The 21,618-nt window shown below is 60.4% G+C and carries 17 protein-coding genes and 1 tRNA gene; 9 read left to right on the forward strand and 9 right to left on the reverse strand.

Features of this window, described 5'->3' with window-relative positions:
* Positions 1-55: 55 nt before the first annotated feature.
* Entirely contained in the window at positions 56-1,705 is a 1,650-nt protein-coding gene (gene nadB, locus VFQ24_03020) for an L-aspartate oxidase (GenBank protein ID HET9177308.1), read from the forward strand.
* Positions 1,706-1,725: 20 nt separating this feature from the next.
* Here the strand turns inward: nadB and VFQ24_03025 are convergent, their stop codons facing one another.
* The 3 genes from VFQ24_03025 to VFQ24_03035 are packed head-to-tail and all read right to left on the reverse strand — an operon-like array spanning position 1,726 to position 3,830.
* Positions 1,726-2,667 carry a M28 family peptidase gene (locus tag VFQ24_03025; protein ID HET9177309.1) on the reverse strand — a complete coding sequence of 314 codons (942 nt, stop codon included), beginning with the start codon at positions 2,665-2,667 and terminating at the stop codon, positions 1,726-1,728.
* A complete protein-coding gene (gene tatC, locus VFQ24_03030; GenBank protein HET9177310.1) occupies positions 2,654-3,472 on the reverse strand; it encodes a twin-arginine translocase subunit TatC in 819 nt (272 codons plus the stop codon). The genes VFQ24_03025 and tatC overlap by 14 nt, the downstream gene beginning before the upstream one ends.
* Positions 3,414-3,830 (reverse strand): twin-arginine translocase TatA/TatE family subunit, encoded by a 417-nt coding sequence (locus VFQ24_03035; GenBank protein ID HET9177311.1) that lies wholly within the window; start codon positions 3,828-3,830, stop codon positions 3,414-3,416. The genes tatC and VFQ24_03035 overlap by 59 nt, the downstream gene beginning before the upstream one ends.
* Positions 3,831-4,188: 358 nt before the next feature.
* Here VFQ24_03035 and VFQ24_03040 point away from each other — a divergent pair, with 358 nt between their 5' ends.
* Positions 4,189-4,590, forward strand: coding sequence for a nuclear transport factor 2 family protein (locus VFQ24_03040; protein HET9177312.1), 402 nt, complete (start codon positions 4,189-4,191; stop codon positions 4,588-4,590).
* Between the two features lie 61 nt (positions 4,591-4,651).
* On the opposite strand, the gene VFQ24_03045 is transcribed toward VFQ24_03040, so the two are convergent.
* The gene (locus VFQ24_03045; protein ID HET9177313.1) at positions 4,652-5,053 is read right to left on the reverse strand and encodes a hypothetical protein; all 402 of its coding nucleotides are present in this window, start codon (positions 5,051-5,053) and stop codon (positions 4,652-4,654) included.
* Positions 5,054-5,709: 656 nt separating this feature from the next.
* Here VFQ24_03045 and VFQ24_03050 point away from each other — a divergent pair.
* Positions 5,710-7,038 carry an AMIN domain-containing protein gene (locus VFQ24_03050; GenBank protein ID HET9177314.1) on the forward strand — a complete coding sequence of 443 codons (1,329 nt, stop codon included), beginning with the start codon at positions 5,710-5,712 and terminating at the stop codon, positions 7,036-7,038.
* Positions 7,039-7,242: 204 nt separating this feature from the next.
* On the opposite strand, the gene VFQ24_03055 is transcribed toward VFQ24_03050, so the two are convergent.
* Positions 7,243-7,824 carry a thioredoxin family protein gene (locus VFQ24_03055; GenBank protein HET9177315.1) on the reverse strand — a complete coding sequence of 194 codons (582 nt, stop codon included), beginning with the start codon at positions 7,822-7,824 and terminating at the stop codon, positions 7,243-7,245.
* 431 nt (positions 7,825-8,255) lie between these two features.
* Here VFQ24_03055 and VFQ24_03060 point away from each other — a divergent pair, with 431 nt between their 5' ends.
* The 5 genes from VFQ24_03060 (at position 8,256) to glnD (ending at position 16,569) form a co-directional block, all read left to right on the forward strand.
* A complete protein-coding gene (locus VFQ24_03060; GenBank protein ID HET9177316.1) occupies positions 8,256-9,494 on the forward strand; it encodes an ATP-binding protein in 1,239 nt (412 codons plus the stop codon).
* A gap of 25 nt (positions 9,495-9,519) precedes the next feature.
* Entirely contained in the window at positions 9,520-10,161 is a 642-nt protein-coding gene (locus tag VFQ24_03065; protein ID HET9177317.1) for a response regulator transcription factor, read from the forward strand.
* 23 nt (positions 10,162-10,184) lie between these two features.
* Entirely contained in the window at positions 10,185-12,941 is a 2,757-nt protein-coding gene (locus VFQ24_03070) for a response regulator (GenBank protein ID HET9177318.1), read from the forward strand.
* Positions 12,938-13,843 (forward strand): diguanylate cyclase, encoded by a 906-nt coding sequence (locus VFQ24_03075; protein ID HET9177319.1) that lies wholly within the window; start codon positions 12,938-12,940, stop codon positions 13,841-13,843. The genes VFQ24_03070 and VFQ24_03075 overlap by 4 nt, the downstream gene beginning before the upstream one ends.
* Positions 13,844-13,983: 140 nt before the next feature.
* On the forward strand, positions 13,984-16,569 hold the full coding sequence (gene glnD / locus VFQ24_03080) for a [protein-PII] uridylyltransferase (GenBank protein HET9177320.1): 2,586 nt from the start codon (positions 13,984-13,986) through the stop codon (positions 16,567-16,569).
* Between the two features lie 61 nt (positions 16,570-16,630).
* On the opposite strand, the gene VFQ24_03085 is transcribed toward glnD, so the two are convergent.
* The 4 genes from VFQ24_03085 to lsrF all read right to left on the reverse strand — a co-directional run bounded on the left by VFQ24_03085 (position 16,631) and on the right by lsrF (position 20,502).
* A tRNA-Arg gene (locus VFQ24_03085) sits at positions 16,631-16,707 on the reverse strand.
* A 51-nt stretch (positions 16,708-16,758) separates the two neighbouring features.
* Positions 16,759-18,870: a bifunctional aldolase/short-chain dehydrogenase gene (locus VFQ24_03090; GenBank protein HET9177321.1), complete on the reverse strand. Its 2,112-nt coding sequence runs from the start codon at positions 18,868-18,870 to the stop codon at positions 16,759-16,761.
* A 6-nt stretch (positions 18,871-18,876) separates the two neighbouring features.
* Positions 18,877-19,593 (reverse strand): ribulose-phosphate 3-epimerase, encoded by a 717-nt coding sequence (locus VFQ24_03095; protein HET9177322.1) that lies wholly within the window; start codon positions 19,591-19,593, stop codon positions 18,877-18,879.
* A gap of 3 nt (positions 19,594-19,596) precedes the next feature.
* Positions 19,597-20,502 carry a 3-hydroxy-5-phosphonooxypentane-2,4-dione thiolase gene (gene lsrF / locus VFQ24_03100; GenBank protein ID HET9177323.1) on the reverse strand — a complete coding sequence of 302 codons (906 nt, stop codon included), beginning with the start codon at positions 20,500-20,502 and terminating at the stop codon, positions 19,597-19,599.
* A gap of 205 nt (positions 20,503-20,707) precedes the next feature.
* On the opposite strand from lsrF, the gene VFQ24_03105 reads away from it, so the two are divergent.
* Positions 20,708-21,517 carry an SDR family oxidoreductase gene (locus VFQ24_03105; GenBank protein HET9177324.1) on the forward strand — a complete coding sequence of 270 codons (810 nt, stop codon included), beginning with the start codon at positions 20,708-20,710 and terminating at the stop codon, positions 21,515-21,517.
* The last annotated feature ends 101 nt before the right edge of the window (positions 21,518-21,618 follow it).

Here is a 21,618-nt window from a genome sequence, read left to right on the forward strand (position 1 = left end):
GTGGCGGCTGGAGTTGCGGGCGTGGCTCCACGCCGCGTATGATGGTGTTGGTCCTATGAGTGAGAAAAACGAGCGCGTCGATTTTCTGATTCTTGGCGCGGGCATCGCCGGGCTGCGCGCCGCAATCGAGCTGGCCGATTCCGCTCGCGTGCTGGTCCTGACCAAGGGTGCAATCTACGAATCGAGCACCGAGCATGCACAGGGTGGCATTGCGGCGGCGCTTGCCGAAGACGACGAAGTACACCTCCATCTTCAGGATACCTTGCAGGCCGGCGATGGCCTGTGCCGTGAAGAAGCTGTGAAGATTCTGGTTGAGCAGGGTCCGCATGAAATCAGAAAGCTGATTGATTGGGGCATGGAATTTGACCGCGAAGGCACCAGGCTGGCATTCACCCGCGAAGGCGCGCACAGCCGCTCGCGTGTTCTGCACGCCCACGGAGACTCGACCGGAGCCCAGATCCTGCGGGCGCTTATGGCCAAAGTGAAGACCTTGCCCAGCATTGAAATCCGCCCCCACACCTTTGTTACCGACCTGCTGCTGGATGGAGCGAAGGTCGCCGGGGTCAACTACATTGACTCGAGGTCCTCTCGCCTGCGGATGATCGAGGCCGGCGGAGTTCTGCTTGCAACCGGCGGCATGGGACAGGTGTATAAGGAGACCACCAATCCCGAGGTGGCGTGCGGCGACGGCGTTGCCATTGCCTATCGCTCGGGCGCACTGTTGAGCGATCTGGAATTCATCCAGTTTCATCCCACTGCCCTCTATGCCAAGGGCGCCCCGCGTTTTCTGCTGTCGGAGGCGCTGCGAGGCGAGGGCGCCGTCCTGCGAAATGTCGATTTGCACCGCTTTATGCCCCATTATCACGATGCCGCCGAGCTTGCGCCCCGGGACATCGTCTCCCGCGCCATTGTCATGGAGATGCGGAAGACCGGCGCCGAGTTCGTCTATCTTGACCTGACCGGACTGAAGCCAGACCACGTCAAGGGCCGGTTTCCCAGAATTGACGCCACCTGCCTGCAATACGGCCTGGATATTACGACTGATCTGCTGCCGGTTCGTCCTGCCGCCCATTATGCCATGGGCGGGGTTGCCAGCGACCTCGACGGCAACACCTCGCTCGATGGTCTCTACGCGGCCGGCGAGGTGGCCGCCACAGGAGTGCATGGCGCCAACCGCCTTGCCAGCAATTCCCTGCTGGAAGGGCTTGTCTTCGGAGCGCGCGCCGGCGCAAGCGCCCGCCGTCGTTCCTGCCATTCGCGTTCCGGCGCTGGTTCTGCACGGCCGAAGACTGATGAGCCCAGGACCCGTCCGCATCGAGAGACAAACCCATCAACGCCACCTGCCGATGTCTCGCCAGCCGTGTTGCAGCTTCGCAGCATCCTGTGGAGCAAGGTTGGGATCATCCGCGAGCATTCGGCGCTGAGTACGGCTGTGCTCGAACTTGGAGAGCTCTCGATTCCAGAACCGCTGCCGCTTGACCGCTCTTCCCACGAAGCCCGGAACATGCTGACCGTTTCGCGACTGATTGCCTCTTCAGCCCTGGCCCGAAGAGAAAGCCGCGGCGCCCACTATCGCACGGACATGCCGTTCAAGGACGATTCAACACCTCCCCGGCATTCTTTCGTTCGGAAGGATTCCCCGGTTTCTTTTGCGCAGAATCTGCCGGCCGGTTTCGGCGGAAAGTCGGCAGCTTCTCACAAATAGTTGTTCGCCGATGCCTCGGATCATTGCGCGCGCGCAGAATTTTCAAGCTGGCTGAGCGCCGCCTTCACCACGCGCCCGACAATGGTCAGGCTGGAAGGGCTGCAGTGCTCGACCGTGTCCTGCGCCGAGTGCCAATATCGGCCGGGGCTGCTGCCGTCCGGCCCATACGTAAAGTCGATCAAATCCACGGCCGAAACGCCCGCCTGCACAAACGGGATGTGATCGTCATCCATGGCGAGGGGTTGGCGAAGAAAGTAGCTCGAGTAGCCGAGCTTGTCCGCCTGTTCAAAAACAAGTTTATTCAACCAGCCGGTGGAATTCTGGTCCCAGCGAATGTCAAGGTGCGCATCGGCAATCATGTCCACGAGAATCATGGCTTGGATGCGGCTGAGTTCGCCATCCGCTGTCAGTTTCTGGACAAAGTGCCGACTGCCATACAGGCTGTCGGTCTCGGTCCAGTCCCGGACGGCTTCCTCGCCATCGAAAAACACGATCCAGTAGGTCAATTTGTGCGGCGACTGCGCCAGTTCGCGGGCCATCTCAAGCAGAAAGGCAGCACTCGATCCGCCATCATTGGCTCCCACAAATCGGAAAGCCTGTTCAAGCTTGGTATCGTAGTGGCCGGCAATCATGATGATGCGTCTTGGTTCCTTGCCGGGAATCTCGGCGACCAGATTCACCATGGGAACATTCCCCGCAGGAGTGGCGCCAACAAATCGGTCCTGGGTCACCTTGCAGCCTGCCTGTTGAAGCTGCCCGATGATCCACGCGCGGGAAGCCTCCAAAGCTTTGGAGCCGGCGGGGCGCGGGCCGAATCCCACCAGATGTTGGAGGTCCGTGAACGCGCGGCCTCCGTTAAACGCATAAGGATCCGCCGCCCTGGCCTGCCGGCAGTTGGACAGGAAGACGAGACTTAAAAGCAGCAGCAGTCCCTGAAGGCTGCGTGCGCTAGGCCTGCTCATGCCGCCGCTTCCAGTTTTTCCGGTAATAGACAAGCCATGAGAGACCGATGCTGATGACGTAGAGGCCAACCAGCGGCATCCAGAACATGAACAGGGTGGTCCAGTCCGGCGTGGGGGCCAGCGCCGCCGCTGCAACCGCCGTAATGATCACCGCATAGCGGATGTTTTTCACCAGGAATTTTGGAGTGACAATGCCAAAAATCGAAAGAAGCAGAATGACCACCGGCAACTCAAAAACGACGCCGACGCCCAGAATGATGGTCAGCGCCAGGCTCCAGTACTCATGGATGGTAATCATGGGCGTGAAGCGATGCCCGAATTCCAGCAGGAACTTGAGGGCCGCCGGGAAAGCGAACCGGTAGGCAAAAAAACCGCCCGCAAAAAACAGACTGCTGGTCAGCCCCACAAACGGCCAGACGTACTTCTTCTCATGCCGGTAGAGACCGGGGGAGATAAACAGCCACAACTGGAACAGAATGTAAGGCGCTGCCAGAAAAATGCCGCCCACAATCGACAGCTTGATATACAGATTGAAGGGATCGACGGGGTTGGTATAGACCAGCTTGTCTGCCATGTGCAGATTTTGCAGGGTGTCTGTCAAGGGCTTGGCGAGCAGACCGTAAATCGTGTCTGAAAAATAGAAGCAAATGATGAAGCCGACGAAAACGGAGATGGCGCTGCGGACCAGCCTTTGCCGAAGCTCCTCGAGGTGCTCGAGGAACGACATCTGCTTGCCGCTGAACTCGTCATCCTCGGGGCCGGGGTTCGGGTTCGTGCTGGGAGGGTTCTGAATAGTCGTAGCCATACTCAGGAGCCGGCTCCAGACTGCTTTCGGACTGAGTGCTCACTGCCGCCTCTTCAGAATGAGCGCTCAACGCGTGCGTCTCTTCCGGGTGTTCGATGCCTTCCTCTTCTAGTTCGCTATAGTGATGCGTCTCATTCTGGGAGTAGCTTGAGTAACTCGAGTAGCTGGTGTCCTCTTCCTTTCGGTCGAGATTTCGGATTTCCTCTTCCAGCGAGTTCTTCAACTCGTTTGAAGCGCGGCGCAACTCTCCCATTCCCTTGCCGAGGATGCGGGCAATCTCCGGCAGCTTCTTCGGTCCGAAGAGAAGAAAGGCAATGAATAAAATGAACCCGACTTCAGTGAAACCGCCGCTGAACAAGACCTACCTCTCCTTTGCATCATATGGGACGCTACCCTGCTTGTCAAGCAAGTGTCTGCCGTAATGATTTCCGTTTCAAGCCCCTCCGCGCCTGGGGCAGCGCGTAGCGCGGACCGTCGGTTTTACGGTCCGCGGTTCTTCGGTTGACGGCGTTTACCGCGTAGGATTGTACCTCAATTCCCTGGCTCCTGCGTTGCTTCGTCATCATCGACGCCTAGCATGCCTCATGTCTAACAAAGAGCCGCAGACCGCAATTCCGGCGGTCGGCGCTACTCGCTCCTCACTCACCACTGGCATCTTGATACTTCATAATTCAGAATTCATAATTGTGTTTGTACCCGATGAAAAGGAGCAGCCGATGAACGAGCGATCCCAACGCAACTCTGCGGAGATGGCCATGCGTCAGATCAATGATGCGTGGCTTAGCGGCCGCATCGAAGACCTTGCGTCTGCGTTGCACGCCGACATCGTCATCGTCCTCCCTGGATGGAGCGGACGCGTTGCGGGAAAGCAGGAATTTCTGGCCGGGTTCCGTGAATTCCTCCAGAGCTCGAAAATCCACGAATTCAATGAACAGGACCTTCAAGCGGATGTCGCCGGCAGTACGGCAGTGGTTGCGTTCCGGTTTGAGATGCTCTACGAGCGCGAAGGCACTCAATTCCGTTCCACCGGACGCGACCTTTGGGTGTTTCAAAAGAAGGGCAACTCCTGGATTGCGGTCTGGAGAACGATGCTCGACCTCGAGGAAAGTCCCGCCTGACAGACCGCGATTTCGGCGCTGCGCCACTCGCTCCGTGTCAATCACTTCCACCCGCATCCCGTCAGCGTTTGGCGCAGGCTTCGAGCTGACGCTTCACAGCGGGAAGACTGATCGTGACTGACCTGCCGCTCACGGGTCCTTCGTATGAGACGACGGTGCCTTCCGCATTCCAGGCGGCGTGTTTGGCCACCGCAGCATCATAAGCTGTCCTGAGCTTCTTCAAATCATCCCTGAAACTGCACGCGCACGTCGCAGGGTCCTTTGCCAAGGCGGGGCTGCAGGAAGCCACGTCTTTCACCATCACGCTGATCGCGCGATTGACCGCTGCAGCGTCGCTGATATCGCCGTTCTCTTTGAGCTGGATATTGTGACCGGGTGTCGGCTGTTGGCGGGTTTGGGCCTGCGCATGGGTGGCAGCCACGGCAAGAATCGCGCCGGACAGGCACGCTATCCGGATTCTCATCAGGTTTTCTCCGAAGATGCCGAAAGGCAAGTTAGCTAGCCGTTCCGCCCGGCAGGGGCTTCAACTCCCCAGATTTTTAGCTCTTACGTGTTTTCAACAACATGGCCAGGTTCGTTTTTAGGTTCGTTCCGGTTCGTTTTTTCCACAGGAACGTGTTTTCAACAACTTCTCCGCTTCGTTTTAGGTTCGTTTCCGGTTCGTTTTTTGGCAATTTTCCTTTGTTTTCAACAACCTCTCCGGTTTGTTTTTCAAAAAACGTGTTTTTTTGTCCCATTTGTCCCAGAAAGCCAGGAAACTAGCCGGAGTCCTGCTCCAAAATGCCTCGCGGACGGCACCGGCGCCCTGGAGCTCCGCGTTCTATATCCTTGCCATCGAGCAGCCGTGGCGTTCTAAAACCGCTGGCAAAGAACGCGAAAAAGCCAATGCGTTAAGGCTATCACACTAGGCCAGATTTGTCAAGCCCATTTTTGCATGGGCCGGTGGCATTCGTGGAGCGGGCGTCCCGCCCGTGCTTGCATGGCCAGATGGCCATGCCACGGCCCTCGCGCTTGACACCCCGATATTCGCCAGCTATATTGGGGGCTAGCTCCGTACATCCGAGAACCCGGGCTTCGCTTTCAGATGGCCGTGAGGTACTGTCTGGCGATGAGATGCGCATGTTCATAAGCTCGCCCAAAGCCACAACTCTGCTGACGTTGCTGATGGCGGTGCTGGGGCTGATGCAGCCCACGCATGGGGCCGTGGCGCCCGGCGAGGCGGCACAGCCGCTGGTTACCGGAATATCCATCCATGATGGGCCGGGCGGCGCCGTCCTCATTGACATTGCCGTTACGCGCCTCGTCCCCTACAACGCGACGCGGCTCTCGGACCCTGAGCGGCTGGTGGTGGACCTCGAGGGCGCCCGCGAAGCGAACCTGAGGAGCGAATACCCTGCCCAATCACAGTTGCTCGAGCGGGTGCGGACGGGCCAATGGAAAAGCGGTCCGGCGATCTTTCGAGTGGTTGCCGACCTGAAAGGCAATCCCTCTTTTAGCGTCAAAGCGCTGGGATCCGGGCTCCGGATCGAGCTCAGGCCCCGGACCGAAGCGCAGCGACAAGCTCGCAGCCGGGAGAAGGTTGAAGCGCCATCTCCCGGCAGCACCGTGGAACCTGGCCAGAAAACCGCGCACCAGGGTTCCTTGCCCGACAAGGTTTTCCAGGTCCACCGCTTCAAGGACCTCTCAGCCAGCCTTACGGCTCCTGTACTGCCGCCGCACGACCGGCTGGTTCCGGTGGCCGACCCGCACCTGACGGTTCCCCGCCGCAATGCGCCTGCGGGTCCTGCCGTGGTCTCCGGGATTTCAATCCAGCCGGAAAGCCAGGGAGAAACGACCATTGACATCGCAAGCTCGCGCCCGGTCCCCTATCGCGTTTCCCAGCTTGCCCATCCGTTCCGCCTGGTGATTGACCTTCAAGATGCGCGCAACGCCAGCGGCCAGGAAGTTTACCCGGTGAATTCTCCAGTGCTGAAAAGGGTCCGAATCGGTCAGAGAAGCCCTGGTGAATCTTCCACGGTCCGGGTGGTGGCTGATCTCGAAGGCTATCCCATTTTTGACGTTTACGCGCAACAGCCCGGAATTCGAATTGAACTCAAGCCGCGCCACGACCCTGCGGCCATGACACGCAATCCCTTCAAGTTTGATCCGGCGGCCCAACACAAAGAAATGAAGCGCCCCTTCGCGCCTCCACAGCAGGCGGTGGCTGGGGGCGCCGGTCCGCCACCGGCCGCGCAGGCGAACGACTTTTCAAGGCTGGCGCTCATCGGTTTGATTGAAAGGGACGGCGCCGGAACGCAGGCGGTCATCTCGGACCATTCCGGCGTCTATCTGGTTTCCAGGGGAGACATGTTCGAGAATACTTTCACTGTGGTTGCGATTTCGAGCAACGCCGTGGAACTGCAGGACACCAGGACCCTCGAGACCGGATGGATCGCGTATTCTCACTAACGCTTCCGGCTGCAAGATCTGATCTGCGGCATCCCACGGCCGGGAGGCCTTGACGCGACCCCGCGGCCGCGATGATTTTTCGCGAAAGTAACGGCGACTTCGGTCTCTGAAGCCCGCTCTAGCGGCCTGCTGTTTTCTGGCGGACCAGAAGGCCCGACCTCCTAAAATATGCAGCCCGTCGTAAGTCCCGTTAGGCGCACTCCACTAGTGCCGGAAGTATCCCGGCTCATTCCCCAGCTTCCATTTAATATTGCAACCAATGCTCGGCTTCTGGTTATCGGAAACCTTCCGTCCGCCGAGAACGGCATCCATCGCGGCCCTCAGGTCGGCCCCAGTGACTGGCCGGCCGTTTGACGGACGGCTGTCGTCCATCTGGCCCCGGTAGACCAGCCTGCCGTCCCGGTCAAAGAGATAGAAATCCGGCGTACAGGCGGCGCCGTAACTCTTCGCGACCTGCTGCGCCTCGTCGTAAAGATACGGAAACGGGAAGTCCATCGTGCTGCTCAACTGGGCCATTTTCTCCGGCGAGTCGTCAGGATAGGCGCTGACGTCGTTGGAGCTGATGCCGACAATTCCAACCTCGCGCCCTTGATACTCGCGGGCAAGTTCGACGAATTGCGGAAGCACGTGCTTCACAAACGGGCAGTGGTTGCACAGAAATACAACAAGTAGTGCAGGCGCGTCTTTGTAGTCTTCCAGGGACACGGCCTTGCCTTCCGTGTCAGGAAGGCTGAAGGGCGGCGCCACGGTGCCCAATGGAAGCATCGTAGAGAGCGTATTAACCATCGTTTCCTCCTTAATTGCAGGATAACAGTCTCGCCGAAGATTGTCCTGTTGATCGGCGCGAGTCTTGACTCCGCAGGCCAGCGCGTGACCTGACCCGCCGGACATTTGTTTACCATACGCGGGATCCCAGTAGCACAGCCACTCCTGGCTGTGCCGAACGCGACAAGAACACCGGCAGGAGTGCCGGTGCCACGCGAGTGCCGGTGCTACGCGAGGTGCTGCGCGCTGTACTCGCCGTTGTAGAACGTTATCGCGGACGCCAGGAAGCGGACCACCCTGGGTTCAAGTTTCTCCGAATTATGCCGAAAGGCTAAGTATCGGAAATCTCTGGCGGCGTTGAGATTGAAGGTCTTGCCCGATGCCGAATCGCTAAGCATGGATGGAACAGATCAGGGACGGGTGATTTCAGGTTTCAGCGGAGAAGATTGGCCATGAGGGAGGGAACGCCGCATTACAAGAGGTCCAGCAAAGGCTCGAGCGCCGGCGCCAACTCAAAAGGCCCTGGACCGGAAGGCGCGGACGACGTTCGGGCTGACCTCTACCGCTCCGAAGGACTGCGAACGCTGGGTCTGCTGGCCGGCGGCATCGCCCACGACTTCAACAATGCACTGGAAGTGATCATGGGTTTCGCCTCGCTGGCGCGACTCCGCCTGTCGCCAGGGGACCCGTTGCACGAGCCCCTCAGGATTATCGAGGAATCGGCCAAAGGCGCCGCGGGCCTGGCCAGGAGCCTCCTCGATGTGTCGAAAGAAAAGCCGGACGACGAAGGGCCTGTCGAGGCGCGCGAACTTGTCGGAAACGTCCTCAGCATCATTACCCACACCTTCGACCGGAAGATTCGGATCGAACATCGAATGGGCCCCCGGCTGCCTCGTATCAGAGGAAATCAAGGCCGCCTGCAACAGGCAATCCTGAATCTCTGTCTCAACGCCCGCGACGCCATGCAGCAGGGCGGCACGCTCTTGATTGAAGCGGACCTGCAAACCCTCAAACCCGGTGACGCAAGGCTGCCGGAATCGAGCGCGCCGGGCGATTACGTTCGCATCGCGGTCCGCGACACCGGGGAAGGAATACCGCGGGAGCTTGTGAAAGAGATCTTTGTCCCGTTGTTCACCACCAAGCGAGAGGGCAGCGGCCACGGACTGGGCCTGGCCATGGTGGAAAAAATGGTGAAGGAGGCGCAAGGGTTCATTTCCGTGTTCAGCAAGCCGGGGCAAGGGAGCGAATTTTCCCTTTATTTTCCGGCGGTTTTCGGCGGGCGCCGGCGGGCAATGGATTCGAGGCCCGGCCAGGCGGCTGCGGGCCGGGGCCGGGTGCTGGTGGTGGATGATGAGCCGCGCATTCTCGAGTTCCTGGAAAAAGGGCTGACGCGGCTGGGATACGAAGTGTTGACCGCCGAAAGCGGCCGCAGCGCGTGCGAAATTTATTCCCGGAAAAGCGGCGACATCAACTGTGTTCTGCTCGACCTGATCATGCCTGGGCTGAGTGGCCTGGAAACCTATGCGCGGCTGAAGGACATCAATCCCGGCGTGCGGGTCATTCTCTCCTCCGGATACAGTTCCGGGCGAATCAGGCGTGAGGCGTCGGAAGCCGGCAGTCCGGAGTTCATGGAAAAGCCCTTCACGCTGGAAGAGCTGTCCCAGGCGCTCCAGAAAGTCCAGCGAAATTGAGCGCTGCCAGGGCCAGAGCGCAACGATGATGGCCGAAGTGGACAATCAGGAAGAATCGGCACAGGGGACGTCACGCATTCTGGTGGCGGATGATGACCCCTTGTCGCTGCGGGTCCTGCAAAAAGCCCTTGAGAAATGGGGGCACGAGGTCGCGGTGGCACGAGACGGCACCGAGGCCTGGCAAATTCTGACCCGGCCCGAGGCCCCTCGAATGGCCATCCTGGATTGGATGATGCCCGGCATGGACGGACCCACGATTTGCCAGCGGGCCCGGGCGGCGCCGGCCATCACTGCTCCTTATCTCATCCTGCTGACGGCGCGGAATGATTACGGCGATATCGTCAGCGGGCTCGAAGCCGGAGCCAATGATTATGTGGTCAAGCCCTTCAACCAGGCCGAATTGCGCGCGCGGATTCGAGTGGGGCTTCGCGTCCTGGAACTGCAAAGCAAACTTGCGGAGCGAGTGCAGGACCTGGAAGCGGCCCTGAAGCAGGTGAAGCAATTGCGGGGACTTTTGCCGATCTGCATGTATTGCAAAAAGATCAGGAATGACGGGGACTACTGGCAGCAGGTGGAAACCTACATCAGCGACCACTCGGAAGCAGAGTTCAGCCATGGGATCTGCCCCGGATGCTATGAGAAGCTCATGAAGTCCCAGCTTGAGTGAGAAGGACCCGGAAGGAAGTCTGCATGGCTCACATCGAGAGATTTGCCCGCCCGCGACAGCGCGTGGCGCGCCGCCGGCTGCTGGCCGTTGCGGCGACGACAGCCATGTTCCTGTCTGCCGCGCCTTTGTGCCGGGCGGGTTTCACGGGGCCACACCGGCCTCACGTGCAGGAGCACGCCGCCGGCGCACGGGCCGTGCAACGCTCAAGCGAACTGGAAGGAACGCGCAGGGGCCTTTCCCGGCTGGTCCTCGCGAGCGGCTTTCCCGACGTCAGCAAAATCAGCCAGTGGGAAGCGCGCGAGTGGAACTGGCTCCTTGTGTGGGCGGCGGTCCTGACGCTGCTTTCCTTTCTGTGGACCGAAATTCTTCGGCAGCGCATCCGGCGCCAGAACATCCTGCTGCAGGAATGGGCGCGCCGGGAGATCGCGCTCAAAAATCGGTATGAGGAATTGTTTGAGAACGCCAACGACATCATCTACACCACGGACCTGGAAGGAAACTTCACTTCCATCAACCGGGAAGCCGAAAGGGTGACGGGATACAACCGGCAGGTGATTGTTGGCGCCAACGTGTCCCAGTACATCGCCGAAGAGTATTTTGACGTTGTTCGACTGATGCTCAAAGAGAACCTGCGGGAAAAGGCATCCACGACTTACTCGATGGAAATAGCCGCGCGGAACGGCCGCCGGATCCCGCTGGAGATCAGCAGCCGTCTGATCTACGAAAACGGCAAACCCGCCGGCATCCAGGGAATTGCCCGGGACGTTTCAGAACGCAAGCGAGTGGAACTCGAGCGCCGCAAGGCCCAGGAGGCGGCCGAGGCGGCCAATCGCGCCAAGAGCGAATTTCTGGCCAACATGAGCCACGAAATCAGGACTCCCTTGAACGGCGTGCTGGGCATGACCGATCTTGCCCTGAACACCAGGCTGAACGAAGAGCAGCGGGAATATCTGACGCTGGTGAAGAGCTCCGGAGAAGCGCTCCTGACCGTCATCAATGACATCCTGGATTTCTCAAAGATTGAAGCCGGACGCCTGGATGTTAACCCCATCGACTTTGAGTTGCGGGATTCCCTCGGGGAAACGTTGAGGACGCTCTCGCTGCGCGCCCACGAAAAGGGCCTGGAACTGGCCCTGCACGTCGCACGCGACGTACCCTATCGCGTGAACGCCGACCCCACGCGCCTGCGGCAGATCGTCGTGAACCTGGTGGGCAATGCCATCAAGTTCACCGACGTTGGAGAGGTGATTCTCCACGTCGCAAGAGAACCACAGACCGAAAACGAATTCTTGCTCCATTTCACCGTAACCGACACCGGCATCGGCATACCGCCCGAAAAGCAGGAGATGATTTTTGCTCCCTTTACCCAGGCCGATAGTTCCGCGACGCGGCGATATGGCGGCACCGGCCTGGGCCTTACCATATCCTTCCAGCTTGCCGGACTGATGGGAGGCCGGCTCTGGGTGGAAAGCACGGAAGGGAAAGGCAGCAGCTTCCACTTTACGGTCCGCTGCAGCCCTGCAACTTCGGAAGGGGAAACCGCCGCGCCATCCGCAGGCTCCAACCTGCTTGGACTGCCAGCTCTGGTGGTGGACGACAATGCCACCAACCGGCGCTTGCTCGAGGAACTGTTGTCCCATTGGGGAATGAAACCCGCCGTGGCGGACGGTGGATGGACGGGTCTCGAAACCATGAGGCAGGCCATGGCGGCAGGCCAACCCTTTCCCCTGATTCTGATTGACGCCCTGATGCCCGATATGGACGGGTTTACCCTCGCCGAACGAATCAAGGAGGACCCCGCGCTCTCCGGGGCCGCCATCATGATGCTGACTTCCGCAGCGCGACGGGGTGATGCCGCCCGGTGCCGCAAACTTGGAATCGCAGCTTATCTCCACAAGCCGGTCAGGGAACGGGACCTGCTGCGGGCCATTCTGCTGGCCCTTTCGCCCGGCCGGACCCGCGCCAGGGATGCGGAACTGATCACCGGGCATACCCTGCGCCAGGAAAAACGAACGTTACGGATCCTGCTGGCTGAAGATGACCTGGTAAATCGCCAATTGGCAGAGCACTTGCTTAGAAAATTCGGCCATCACGTCACCTCTGCATCCAATGGACGCAAAGCCGTGGAGGCGCTTCAAGCATCCGGACTCGACAGCTTCGATGCCGTCCTGATGGACGTCCAGATGCCGGAGATGGACGGCATCGAGGCAACGGCCGCCATTCGTGAACTGGAAAAAGGGAGGCCACGCCGACTGCCCGTCATTGCCATGACCGCCCATGCGATGAAGGGTGACCGCTCACGCTTTCTGGAATCAGGCATGGACGGATATATCGCCAAACCAGTCCAGGCCCGCGAACTGCTCACCGTGATCGAGCAGGCTGTGCCTCAAGCAGGAGAAGCTGCAACGGAGCGCCAGCCCCCGCCAGCGCCCCTCGAGATCATTGACTGGAAGCGCGGGCTTGCAGCCGCGGACGGTGATTCGGCGTTGCTCCACGAGCTGCTGAAGATGTTTGCGAACCAGGCGCCGTCCGCGCTGGACAGGCTGCGATGCGCCGTGGAGATGAAGGATGCTCCGGCGATCGAACGGGCAGCGCACACGCTGAAGGGGTCTGTGAGCAATTTTGGAGCTGATGCCGCCGTCCAGGCCGCCTTGAAGCTCGAGGTGATGGGGCGGCAGAAGGAGCTGGAGCGCGCCGAAGAGGCTTTCCGTTCCGTCGAGCAGGAAATCCGGCGAGTGCTGAGCGCCATCGAAATGTTTGAGACCGGAGTGGCTGGATGAAGGTCCTGGTCGCCGATGACGAGCCCGTCAATCGCCGCCTGCTCGAAATCCTCCTGAACAAGTGGGGATACGAAGTATCCGTGGCCGCCGACGGACAGGAAGCGTGGCGGCATTTACAAGGCGCCGCCAGCCCGCGAATCGCCATCCTTGACTGGATGATGCCTGAAATGGACGGCGTCGAAGTCTGCCGGAAAATCCGCGAAGACAAAAGCCGGCGCCCGGTGTACGTGCTTCTCCTGACGGCCAAGCAGGCAACCGAAGATGCAAACGGGCGCTATGAATCCGTTGCGGACGATTACCTTCCCAAGCCCTATGCCGCCCATGAACTAAAGGCCCGCCTGCGCGCCGGCAAGCGCATCCTGGAATTGGAAGACCAGTTGCGCGAGGCCGGCGAGGCCCTCCAGGTTGAGACCACCCGCGATACCCTGACCGGCCTTTGGAGCCGCTCATCGATCCTTGAGATCCTTCACCGCGAAATCCATCGCGGCGGCCGGCAAAATTCCTCCTTGACGCTCCTCATGATTGATATCGATGATCTCGGGCAAATCAATCATCACCACGGGCACCTCGCCGGCGATGCCGTGATGCGCGAGGCGGCCAGAAGAATACGCAATTCCATCCGGGTCTATGACTCGCTGGGCCGTTACAGCGGGGGACAGTTTGTCATTGTCTCTCCGGATTGCGACCGTTCCGGAGCCATGACCCAGGCCCAAAGGATCCAGTCAACGATCAGCGAGGAAGCCTTCAAGACGTTCAAAGGCGATTTCCCCGTCACGATCAGCACGGGCATCGCGGTTGGCTCGAGCACCCATCAGGCCGATGAACTCATATCCGCGGCAGAGGCCGCACTGGCCCAGGCCAGGAAGGCAGGACCCAACCGGATCGAACTCGCGCGCAAATAGCAGCCCGCTCGCTGCGCCGCCCTCGGGCGCCCCTCGGAACATCATCGTCATGGACTGAAACGTTTATGTAATCCATAAGCGGATTTGATTGGCCCGTGTTGTCCCTCATCTTATAATCTGTGGCCATGGGGTCCCTCCCGTTGAAAACGTCCCTGCAAGAATTCTGCTCGGTTGAATTTCAAAGCATCAGGGCGGAGTTTGAAGCCGCCGGCGATGGCCAGTCCGCCGCGCGGGCGCGCGCACAAGCCGTCGACCAGGTCATCCGTGAACTCTACAAAACCCACATCGCCTCACTAACCGAAACCGGAGACGACCTTTGCGTGGTGGCGCTTGGCGGATACGGGCGGCGGGAGTTGTTCCCTCACTCCGATATTGATCTCCTGTTCGTTTCCAGCCGGAGTGCCACTCAGACCCGGTGCCGCGAAGCAATCGGCCTGTTTGTCCGCTCGCTTTGGGACTTGCGGCTGCGGGCCTCTCAGACTTGCAGGACGCTGGACGATTGCAGCGTTCTCCACAGGGACAACCTGGAATTCAATATTGCACTGCTGGACCTCCGCTATGTGGCGGGACCTGAAAGCCTGTTCGCCGAACTTCATGACATCCGGGTCCCGCGGCTTCTCGTTAAGGATGGCGATAGCCTGTTGGCCAATTTGATTGACCTGACCCGCGAGCGTCATCACAAGTACGGAGACACCATTTTCCACCTGGAGCCGAACATCAAGGAAGCGCCGGGAGGCTTTCGCGACCTTCACGTTGTCCGCTGGCTCAACATCATCTCTCGACTGGCATCCAGCGGGCATTGGAAATCGCCCGCCGACCTCAGCCCGCTCCCGAATACAACGGCGGCCGGCCAGGCATTTCAATTCCTCGCCGCCACTCGCTGCTTTCTCCATTACCGCCAGGACCGCGACGACAATCGGCTGAGTTACGAGTTGCAGGATGCCGCTGCCGCCCGCGGCATTGGAACCAGCTTCGGACGGGAGGTTGCGCCCGCCGACTGGATGCGCTCCTATTTTCGCCATGCCAGGACCATCAAGCGCCTGGCCGGCGAAACCATGGAGGAAGTCCAGCCGGGCCGCCTGGCCCTTTACAACCTCTATCGAGACTGGAAGTCGCGCGTCTCAAACCTCGACTTCTCGGCGGTGCGAGGAAAGATTTTGCTGAAATGGCCGTCCGAGGCGCGCGATTTTGGTTACCTGATGCGCCTGTTCGAGTTCATCGCGAGGCACGGGCTTGAAATGAGTCGCGAAGCAGAGCTATGGGTGCAGCAGTCGCTTTCCGGCGGGCTGGGCAGTGCACAGAACCAGCCCCAATTCTGGCCGCAATTCTGCCGCATTCTTTCCCTGCCCCACGCCATCGACGCGCTCCGGGCCATGCACCGTTCTGGCTGGCTCGAGGAGTTTTTCCCTGAACTCCGCGCGATCGACGCGCTGGTGATCAGGGATTTTTACCATCGCTACACGGTTGACGAGCACTCGCTTTTGACCATCCAGAATATTTGCGCTCTGAGAAACGCGGAAAGCGAATGGGACCGGAAATTCGGAGAAATCCGGGCCGAACTCGAAGGACCGCACCTGCTGCTGTTTGCGCTGTTATTCCACGATGTCGGCAAAGGGATGGCGGCCGAAAACCATATCGACGGAAGCCTGCAGGCCGTCGAGCAGGTTTTCACACGGATTCAAGTAGGGCCTGAAGAGCGCCAGACTATCCGCTTCCTCATCCGCTGGCACCTGGAAATGTCGGTCTCGTTCCAGCACCGCGACATTTTCGATCCTGCTACGGTCCGGCACATGATGGAGGTTGTTGGGTCCCAAAATCGTCTCAAGATGCTTACTCTTCTGACCTATGCCGACATCAAATCGGTCAACCCGGAGGCCATGACTCCGTGGAAGGCCGAGATGCTGTGGACGCTCTACGTCGCCACATCGAACGCGCTCGCCCGCAGCCTGGATAGTGACCGGATCGTTTCCGGCGAGGAAGCCGTTCTGGCCGAACGCGGGGCGGCTTCTTTGGAACGAAACGGCGCATTGCCGGAAGGGGCCGGCAAATTTCTCGAAGGGCTGCCGAAGCGGTACCTTCGAATTCATTCAGCGGAGGAGATCGAGACTCATTATCTTATGGCGCAAGGGATCTCCCGCAACCCGGTCCAGACATTGTTGAGAAACCGTGGCCACTGCTGGGAACTGATGGTCCTGACCCGGGACCGCCCCAGGCTTTTTGCCTCCCTTGCAGGAGTATTGACGGCCTGGGGAATGAACATCGTGTCGGCGGAAGCCTTTGCCAACAGCGCGGGAATTGTTCTGGACACTTTCCGTTTTGTTGACCTGTTTCACACGCTGGACCTGAACCCTGCCGAACGAGACCGCTTACAGCAAACCATCGACGACACTCTGACCGGCCGCAAGGGCCTTGATGAGTTGATGGGTGGCCGTATTCATCGCGAGACCCGTTCTGCCGCCGGTCCCAAAGTGCCGACCGCGATTCGGTTCGATGAAACCTCATCGTCTCACAGCACCGTCCTTGAGCTTACGACCCAGGACCGCCCCGGACTGCTCTACCAGATCAGTTCTCTTCTGGCCGGGCATCGTTGCAACATCGAGGTGGCTGCGATTGACACGCAGGGGCGAAAGGCCATCGACGTTTTTTATCTGACCATCGATGGAAACAAGCTCAGTTCTTCGGATAAACAGGCCATTGAAGATGCGTTGCTCACCTTCCTTCGATAGGCGTTTCCAGGCGCATTCGCGAACTTCGCGTGTTGTTCGAGCGGTCCACCAAGGCGGGAGATGGCAGGCGTGGAGGGACTCGAACCCCCGACCCTCGGATTAGAAATCCGATGCTCTATCCGGCTGAGCTACACGCCCTCAGTATCTTCAAAATCTTATCACAGGGAAATTGGCCGGACCGGCGCCCGCTTACCTTGGGGTGGCGTCGGGGAGGCCGCCATCCACGGGCAGAGTGGCGCCGGTGGTGGGGGTCTGGCGGGTGGCGAAGAACATCACCGCCCGAGCCACGTCTGCTGCCGTTACCCGCGTCTTCAGCAGGTTCCGCTGGCGATAGTATTCCTCCAGTCCCTGTTCGTCCAACCCTCGCGCCCGCATCCGCTCCGGACCCACCGTCGCCCACAATCCTGACCTTCTGCTGCCGTGCGCGAACACCGCGTCCGGCGCCACCATGTTGACTCGCACTCCCAGCAGGGCCAACTCCAGGCTGGCGATCCGCGCCAACTGGTGCGCCGCCGCCTTGGTCGCGCTGTACGCCCCAAAGCCCACTCCCGGCGCAAACACGTTCTTCGTCGAAACCATCACCACATCCCCGCCCGTCTGCTGAAGTTTGAAATGCCGCCCCGCCTCCGCCAGCACGTTCAGCGTCCCTTCCACGTTCACTCGCTCCAATCTCCGGAACGCCTCCAGTTCCATCTCCTCCAGCTTTGCCGCGTGCGCCAGCCCCGCGTTCACCACCACCAGGTCCACTCCCCCCCACTGCCGGACCACCGCTCCCATCGCGCGGCGCACCGATTCCTGCTCCGTCACGTCCATGTGCAGGCTGATGGCCTGGTCTTCGAACTTCGCTTTCAACTCTTCCCCGAGGCGCTCCAGAGTCTCGCCGGCCAGGTCCGTCAGCGCCACCTGGCAGCCGGCCTCGAGCAGCCTCTCAGCTATCGCCGACCCGATTGCTCCCGCCGCCCCAGTAACCACAGCCACCTGCCGCTCCAGCGCGCGCTTCCCGCCATTGCCGTTCAGTTTGGCTTCTTGCAGCATGTGGTATTCCATTTCGAACAGGTGCTCTTCCCCCAGCCCCTCATACTGGCCCATCGCCGCAATCTTCCTCTTCACCTCGAGAGTATGCGCCGTGATGTCCCGCGCAATCCGGCTGGCCCTGCCGTTCCGCCCCGCGCACAGGGCTCCCAGCCCCGGCATCAGCACCACTCGCGGATACGGGTCGCGCCTTTCCACTCCTTGCGCCAGCTTGCCCGCGTGCCGCTCGAAATACCCATCGTAGGCCTTCACGTAATCCTCGAGGGCGCTCGCTATCTGCCCCCGCAGTTTCGCCAGATCGTTGTAATCGGGCGACTCGATCCAGAGCGGCAGGCCCTTGGTGCGGATCAAATGATCGGAAGTCAGCGGCGGCGTCAGCGCCAGCAGCTTCCCTTCCGCCGAATCCACAAACTCCAGCACCTCGCGCTCCGTCAGAGCGTTCAAAATTACCCGCCGCCATGGCCGGTTCTCATCCCCTGACGCTTCTGCCAGCAGCCCCCGTACGATGGGCGCCACCCGCTCCAGGCGGGCTGCCGCGGTTTCGGCGGGCGTCGAGACTTGCACCGTCAGCCGGCGCTTCGCCTTCTCCTCCAGATAGCGCTCCGCCGCATCCACCAGCTCGATCGTCCTTTCGTAGGATTCCCGCGCCGTCTCTCCCCACGTCACCAGCCCATGCTGCCTCCACACCATGCCCACTGCATCAGGCGATGCCTCCAGCACCTTAATCGCTTCCTTCGCCAGATCAAACCCTGGCCGCACGTAAGGCAGAACAATTATTTTTTCGCCCAGCGCCTCCCGCACCCGTTCGGTCCCCCCCGTCTGGTTCGTCAACGCCAGGATGGCGTCCGCGTGAGTGTGATCCACGTATTTCGCCGGTAGAAAGGCGTGCGCCAGCGTTTCAATCGAGGGATTCGGAGCGCGGCAGTCGAGCAGGTGCGTCCGAAATTCGTTCGCCATCCGCTCGTCCGAGAGGCTGGCCAGCGTCCGGAGCCGCCGCAGGTAGTCGAGATCGAGCGGCGCATGGCCTTCCGGCGTGATCTTCGCGAGATCGCATCCCGACGCCTTGACGAAGACCGCCGCCATCGGCTCTCCCCAGGCGTTCCGCCACTTCCCCTTCACCGAGGTGTTCCCGCCCCCGTGCAAGACCACGTCCTGCTCCTGCCCGATCAGCCTGCTGGTGTAGGTCCGCAGGGCCAGGCCTTCGCCCCAGGCGGTCCCGTACTCCGCCACATACTTCGCCGCTTCCGCGTCATTCCATCGGCTCTTCAAGTCTCTCTACCCCTTTGCGGACCCCACCGCCTGCAGCATCATCCGGGCGTTCTCCCGCGCCGCCCTGCCGTCAAAGATTGCGCTGCCTGCCACCACCAGGTCCACGCCGGTGCTCGCTATCTCCGCTGCATTGTCCCTGGTAATTCCGCCATCTACGCAGATCAGAATCTCTTTTCCGGACGCCTCGATGGTCTTTCTCACCTGCTGAATGCGTCCGAAGGTCGAGGCGGCGAACTTCTGGCCGCTCCACCCAGGGTTCACCCCTAGCAGCAGCACCATTTCGATTTCTTCCAGCAACGGATTCAGGGTTTCAAGCGGCATCCCGGGATTCAAGGCGACGCCGCGAATGATCCCTCGCTCGCGGTCGTTGACGTTCTCCATCCCGCCCAGCTCCTGCAGCACCCGGTGCGGATGCGCCGAGGCGTCCGGATGGACCGTCACGATGTCCGCTCCCGCTTCCACGTATTCCCGCACCTTCCCCAGCGGCTCCTCGATCATCAGGTGTACATCTTTCAGCATTGGGGTCTTGATGGCTTTCACCAGCGGCGGCCCCGCCGTCATCCACGGGCAGTAAACGCCGTCCATCACGTCCACGTGCACCATCCGCGCGCCCTCTTGTTCGAGCAGCCGCAGCTCCGATCCGAGGTCCAGCAGGTCCGCCGTCAAAATTCCAACACTCAGCGTCGGAGCTTTTCTGCGCAACTGTTCCAGGCTGCTTCCCATCGCTTACCGCCCCGCCGCGGCTTCAACGCCCTTCTGGCGCCGCAGCGTCTGGTAAAACTCGTAAGCGTGTTCCGGCTTCATCGACTCGTGTACCACCTTCCCCACTGCCTGGATCATCGCCGCCGGCGCCTCCGACTGGAAGATGTTTCTTCCCATGTCCACTCCCGCCGCTCCCTCGGAGATGGCGCGATAGGCCATCTTCAGAGCGTCCAGTTCGGCGACCTTCTTGCCGCCTGCCATCACCACCGGCACCGGGCACGATGCCGTCACCGTCTCAAATCCTTCCCCAATGTAGTACGTCTTCACCACCTGCGCACCCAATTCCGCGCAAATCCGGCACGCCAATCTCAGATACCGCGCGTCCCGCGTCAGCTCTTTACCCACCGCCGTCACTCCCAGCGTCACAATCCCGTGCCGGTTTCCCGCGTCCACCAGGCGCGTCAGGTTGTGTACCGTCTGTGATTCATACTCGCCTCCCACAAACACCTGCACCGCCATCGCCGCCACGTTCAACCGCACGCAGTCTTCGATGTCCACCGCAATCTGCTCGTTTGAAAGCTCCTTCAGGATGCTTGGCCCGCCGCTCGCCCGCAGCACCACTCCGCCGCCAAAAGAAGCCGGAATCGTCGAGCGCAGCATTCCTCGCGTCAGCATCAGGGCGTTCGCGTAGGGCAGCAGCGGCACGATGTTCAGGTCCACCCGCTCGAGGCCCGTCGTCGGCCCCTGGAAGTACCCGTGGTCGATCGCCAGCATCACCGTGCGCCCCGACGCCGGATTGAAGATCCGCGCCAGCCGGTTCTGCATCCCCCAGTCCAGGGCTCCCGATCCCTTCAGAAAAAACGCCTCTTGACGCGCTTCCACTTCGGGATAGAAATTCTTCGCCTCGCCCTTGCCTTCCAGATCTGCCATCGCCTCTCCTCCTTGCTGTTATTTATTCCCACAAGCCAGACGCCAGAACCATTTATGGTAGCAGAGTGGGTCCACTTTCCTGTACTCCGCGCCCTGCGAAAGCGCCAGGCGCCGGGACTCGAAACGTTCCGGTCAGATCGACCTTGAGAAGTGATATTATCCTGCCGTCATCAAGTCGTGAAGCCCCAAAGGAGAAATTTTAATCATGGACTTCAAGGGAAAGGTTGCGATTGTAACGGGCGGCGGCTCGGGCATCGGGAAGGCCTGCGCGCAGGAATTTATTGAGCGGAACGCCGCGGTGGCGGTGGTCGATCGCGATGTAAAAAGCGGCGCGAAAACGGCGGTCGAGCTGAAGCGCAAGGGAGGCAAGGCGGAGTTTTTTCATCTCGATGTGGCTTCCGCTTCCGAGATCGAGAAGGTGGCGCCGGAAATCGTCTCCGCTTTCGGCGGCATCGATATTCTTGTGAACAATGCCGGCATTCAGCGATATGGCACCGTCACTACGGTTTCAGAAAAGGAATGGGACGAGGTGCTGAACATCAACCTAAAGGGCGCCTTCCTCATGTCCAAATACGCCATCCCACAAATGATCGAGCGCGGCGGCGGAGCCATCGTGATCACCGGATCGGTGCAATCCGTCGCGGCGCAGCGCAATTCGGTCCATTACGTTGTGAGTAAACATGGCCTTTTGGGACTCACGCGATCGATTGCTCTCGACTACGGAAAGCAGAATATCCGGGCGAACTGCGTTCTTCCCGGCGCCATCGATACTCCGATGCTGCATTGGGCCGCCAACCTCGACAGCCATCCGGAAAACGTGCTGGAAGCCTGCAACAGCGTTCACCTGAGAGGAAAAATGGGGCGGCCGGAGGAGGTGGCGCACGTCATCGTGTTTCTGGCCAGCGACCTCGCCTCGTTTATGACGGGCTCGGCGGTGATGGTGGAAGGCGGGCTGCTTGTTCCCGTGGGCGGAATGGCCTTTCAGGAATCGGGAACAGGTTCAACGAAGGCATAAGCTGGGCCGCGGTTGCGATTAATCTATGCGAAAAACCTCGGCACGCCAATTTGCTGACCGCTGTGGCCGCTGCTATACTGCTGGCTTGGAATTGGAACCGG

This window comes from Terriglobia bacterium (genome assembly GCA_035712365.1).
GTDB lineage: Bacteria > Acidobacteriota > Terriglobia > UBA7540 > UBA7540 > SCRD01.

Excerpts from the sequence above, each read along its gene's own strand:
- VFQ24_03105 (HET9177324.1), top strand. The coding sequence starts at position 20,708 with ATGGACTTCAAGGGAAAGGTTGCGATTGTAACGGGCGGCGGCTCGGGC.
- VFQ24_03055 (HET9177315.1), bottom strand. The coding sequence starts at position 7,824 with ATGGTTAATACGCTCTCTACGATGCTTCCATTGGGCACCGTGGCGCCG.
- nadB (HET9177308.1), top strand. The coding sequence starts at position 56 with ATGAGTGAGAAAAACGAGCGCGTCGATTTTCTGATTCTTGGCGCGGGC.
- VFQ24_03070 (HET9177318.1), top strand. The coding sequence starts at position 10,185 with ATGGCTCACATCGAGAGATTTGCCCGCCCGCGACAGCGCGTGGCGCGC.
- VFQ24_03065 (HET9177317.1), top strand. The coding sequence starts at position 9,520 with ATGATGGCCGAAGTGGACAATCAGGAAGAATCGGCACAGGGGACGTCA.
- VFQ24_03040 (HET9177312.1), top strand. The coding sequence starts at position 4,189 with ATGAACGAGCGATCCCAACGCAACTCTGCGGAGATGGCCATGCGTCAG.
- lsrF (HET9177323.1), bottom strand. The coding sequence starts at position 20,502 with ATGGCAGATCTGGAAGGCAAGGGCGAGGCGAAGAATTTCTATCCCGAA.
- VFQ24_03060 (HET9177316.1), top strand. The coding sequence starts at position 8,256 with ATGAGGGAGGGAACGCCGCATTACAAGAGGTCCAGCAAAGGCTCGAGC.
- VFQ24_03045 (HET9177313.1), bottom strand. The coding sequence starts at position 5,053 with ATGAGAATCCGGATAGCGTGCCTGTCCGGCGCGATTCTTGCCGTGGCT.
- VFQ24_03075 (HET9177319.1), top strand. The coding sequence starts at position 12,938 with ATGAAGGTCCTGGTCGCCGATGACGAGCCCGTCAATCGCCGCCTGCTC.
- tatC (HET9177310.1), bottom strand. The coding sequence starts at position 3,472 with ATGGCTACGACTATTCAGAACCCTCCCAGCACGAACCCGAACCCCGGC.
- VFQ24_03050 (HET9177314.1), top strand. The coding sequence starts at position 5,710 with ATGTTCATAAGCTCGCCCAAAGCCACAACTCTGCTGACGTTGCTGATG.
- VFQ24_03025 (HET9177309.1), bottom strand. The coding sequence starts at position 2,667 with ATGAGCAGGCCTAGCGCACGCAGCCTTCAGGGACTGCTGCTGCTTTTA.
- VFQ24_03095 (HET9177322.1), bottom strand. The coding sequence starts at position 19,593 with ATGGGAAGCAGCCTGGAACAGTTGCGCAGAAAAGCTCCGACGCTGAGT.